Source organism: Longimicrobiaceae bacterium (genome assembly GCA_035936415.1).
In the GTDB taxonomy this organism is placed as follows: Bacteria; Gemmatimonadota; Gemmatimonadetes; order Longimicrobiales; family Longimicrobiaceae; genus JAFAYN01.
Genome location: DASYWD010000443.1, coordinates 1 through 3,560 on the forward strand (window position 1 = coordinate 1; position 3,560 = coordinate 3,560).

A 3,560-nucleotide genomic window follows, 5' to 3' on the forward strand; every position below is an offset into this window, starting at 1 on the left:
CCTCGTAGCCCCGCCGCGCGTACGCCTCCCCCTCCGGCGCCGGCAGCGCCCTCTGGTCCAGCTTCCCGTTGGGCGTCAGCGGCATCTCCTCCAGGCGCACGTACGCCGCCGGCACCATGTACTCCGGCACCCGCTCCTGCAGGTGCCCCCGCAGCGTCTCGGCTTCGAGCGCCTCGCCCACCCAGTACGCCACCAGCCGCCGGTCTCCCGGCGTGTCCTCCCGCACCACCACCACCGCCTCCCGCACGCCCCCCTGCTCCCGCAGCCGCGCCTCGATCTCCCCCAGCTCGATCCGGTAGCCGCGCACCTTCACCTGCGCATCGTTCCGCCCCACGTACTCCAGCGCCCCCTCCCCCAGCCACCGCCCCACGTCTCCCGTCCGGTACAGCCGAGCCCCCGCCTCGCCCGAGAACGGGTCCGGGACGAAGCGCTCCGCCGTCAGCTCCGCGCGCCCCAGGTAGCCGCGCGCCACCCCCGCGCCCCCCACGTACAGCTCCCCGGCCACGCCCACCGGCACCGGCTCCCCGCGCGCGTCCAGCAGGTAGACCCGCGTGTTCCCGATCGGGCTCCCCACCGGCACCCGCACCCCTCCCGCCTCCCCGGCCCCGAGCGCCTCGATCCGCGCCGCCGTGGCCGTGGCCGCCTCCGAGGGGCCGTACAGGTTGTGCAGCGCCACGCCGGGCAGCCGCTCCCCGAAGCGCGCCGCCAGCGCCGGCGGCAGCGCCTCGCCCCCGCAGAGCACCCGCTTCAGCTCCGCGCAGCGCCCCACCTCGGGCTGCTCCAGCAGCACCTGCAGCATCGAGGGCACCAGGCTCAGCACCCCGATCCCCTCCCGGCGCACCACCTCCAGCAGGGCGGCCGGGTCGCGGTGCGCCCCGGGCGCCAGCACCACCACGCGCGCCCCCACGGCCAGCGGCCAGAAGATCTCCCGGGCGAAGGCGTCGAAACTCAGCGTGGTCTTCTGCAGCACCGCGTCCGAGGCAGCCAGCCCCCAGGCCTGCTGCATCCAGGCGAGCCGGTTGACCAGGTTGCGGTGCAGGCACGCCACGCCCTTGGGCCGGCCCGTCGAGCCCGAGGTGTAGACCACGTACGCCAGCTGCTCCGGGCTCAGCGCCCCCCGCACAGGGTCGCTCTCCGGCCGGCGCGCCCAGGCCGCGGCATCGCCCGCCAGGTCCAGCACCGGCACCTGCGCCAGCTCCGCCACCTCCGCCGCCCCGAGCCGCTCCAGGAGCGAGCCCTGGGTCAGCACCGCCACCGGGGCGCTGTCGCGCAGCATGTAGCCCAGGCGCTCCGGCGGGTACTCCGGGTCCAGCGGCACGAAGGCCCCGCCGGCCTTGAGCACCGCCAGCAGGGAGACGACCATCTCCGCACTGCGCTCCACGCAGACGGCCACCCGCGCCTCGGGTCCGACGCCCAGCCCGACCAGGTGGTGCGCCAGGCGGTTCGCCCGGGCGTTCAGCTCCGCGTAGCTGAGCGCCTCGCCCGAGAAGACGAGCGCCACCGCCTCGGGGCTGTGCCGCGCCTGCGCCTCGAAGAGCTGGTGCACGCACAGCTCGCGCGGATACTCGGCCTCGGTGGCGTTCCACCCTTCCACCACCTGCCGCCACTCCTCCTCCGGAAGCACGTCGATGCTCCCGAGCGCCCGCGTCGGCGAGACCTCCAGCGCCTCCACCAGCCGCTCCAGCGCCGTGTGCACCATCGCGCACAGACGCTCCGCCTCGGCGGCCCCGGGCGCCTCCACCGCGAGCCGGAATCCACCGTCCCCGAGGTCGTTCACCGCGACCGTGAAGGGATAGGGATTCCGCTCCTCGGACCTCTGGACCTCGATCCCCTCGAACCCCGGCAGCGCCAGGGGCGCCCCCTCGGCGCGCCGGGTGCCGACGAACCGGTTGTGGCGGTAGTTGAAGAGGGAGGTGAAGAGCGGGGCCGGCGCCTGCACCGCGCTGCAGCGCTGCGCCAGCGCCAGCGAGGCGTGCTCGTGCTGCAGCAGCTCCGCCACCAGCTTGTGCGTCCTCCGCACGCTCGCCTCCACCCCCTCCCCGCCCACCTCGATGCGCACCGGCAGCGTGTTGATGAACGGCCCCAGCACCCGGTCCGAGCCTTCCCCGGCCTGCATGCGGCCGAAGAGCACGGTCCCGAACACCACGTCCTCCCGCCCCGTCACCCGCGCCAGCACCTGCGCCCACGCCAGGTGGCACAGGCTCGCCGCGCTCACCCCCAGCGCCCGGGCGCGGGTGCGCAGCCGCCGGGCCAGCTCCTCGTCCATCCAGAGGCGCGCGGCGTCCTGGCCCCCGCTCCGGACGTCGAGGATCCCGTACGGCGCCGTCGGCTCGTCCACGTCCCCCAGCATGCCGCGGAAGAACGCCTCGTGCTCCTCCCGGCTCACGCCCCCCAGCGCCTGCTCCACGTAGTTCCGGAACGGGAGGGGGGGCGGCAGGTCGGGAGCACGTTCCCCCAGGTGGGCGCGCAGCTCCCTCAGCAGGATCTCCAGCGACTCGTGGTCGCTGGTGATCTGGTGCCGCAGGAAGAGCAGCAGCCAGCGGTCCCGGGCTTCGTCACGCGCGACGTAGAGCCGCATCAGGGGCGGCGTGCGCAGGTCGATCCGGAAGTGCCCGGGATCGTAGAGCGAACACAGCCACTCCCCCACGTCGCCCTCCCCCGCGGCCGGCTCCACCTCCTCCACGGGGATCTCCACCCGCCGGCACACCACCTGTACCGGCTCCCGCAGCCCCTCCCAGACCACGCACGTCCGCAGGATGTCGTGGCGGTCCACCACCGCCTGCAGCGCACGCAGAAAGCCGGTCAGCCGCTCGCGTGTGTCGAAGCTCCAGAGACTCACCTGGATGTACGTGTCTCCCTCCTCGGCCATCAGGTGGTGGAAGAGGATCCCTTCCTGCAGCGGCGCCAGCGGGTAGATGTCCTGCACGTTCTCGGCTCCGCCCGGCACCTCCGAGAAGACCCTGTCCCTCTCCGACGGGTCCAGCACCATCCGGGACGCGAGGACGAGCGGCGTGGGACCGGAGCCGTACTTCCCCGCCCGGACGAGCTCCAGCAGCGGTTGCTTGTTCTCCCGCAGCAGCCCCAGGAGGCCGGAGTCCATCGCCTTGCCCCGGATGATCAGCTCGTCGCCTTCGACCGACAGATCGACGCCCCGGGCGAGGAGGTCGCTCACAAGCTCCTGGATGCTCATAGACGGATTTCCTGTTTGATGTCGGTCGCGAGGTCGGCGATCGTCGGCTTCGTGAACAGCGCCCGCACGTCGGTGTGCAGCCCCCGCCGCCGCATCCGCTCGATGAGTGTGATCGCCAGGAGGGAGTGGCCGCCCAGCTCGAAGAAGTGGTCCCACCGCCCCACGTGCTCCAGCCTCAGCACCTCCGCCCAGATCTCCGCCAGCGCCTGCTCCACCTCCCCCTGCGGCCCCTCGTAGCCCCGCCGCGCGTACGCCTCCCCCTCCGGCGCCGGCAGCGCCCTCTGGTCCAGCTTCCCGTTGGGCGTCAGCGGCATCTCCTCCAGGCGCACGTACGCCGCCGGCACCATGTACTCCGGCACCCGCTCCTGCA

General features: G+C 73.7%; 2 protein-coding genes. Both read right to left on the reverse strand.

The annotated features are described in order from the left end of the window. On the reverse strand, positions 1-3,190 hold a 3,190-nt coding region (locus VGR37_18020), incomplete at its 3' end, for an amino acid adenylation domain-containing protein (GenBank protein HEV2149305.1). After that, on the reverse strand, positions 3,187-3,560 hold a 374-nt coding region (locus VGR37_18025), incomplete at its 5' end, for a phosphopantetheine-binding protein (GenBank protein ID HEV2149306.1). The genes VGR37_18020 and VGR37_18025, both read right to left, overlap by 4 nt.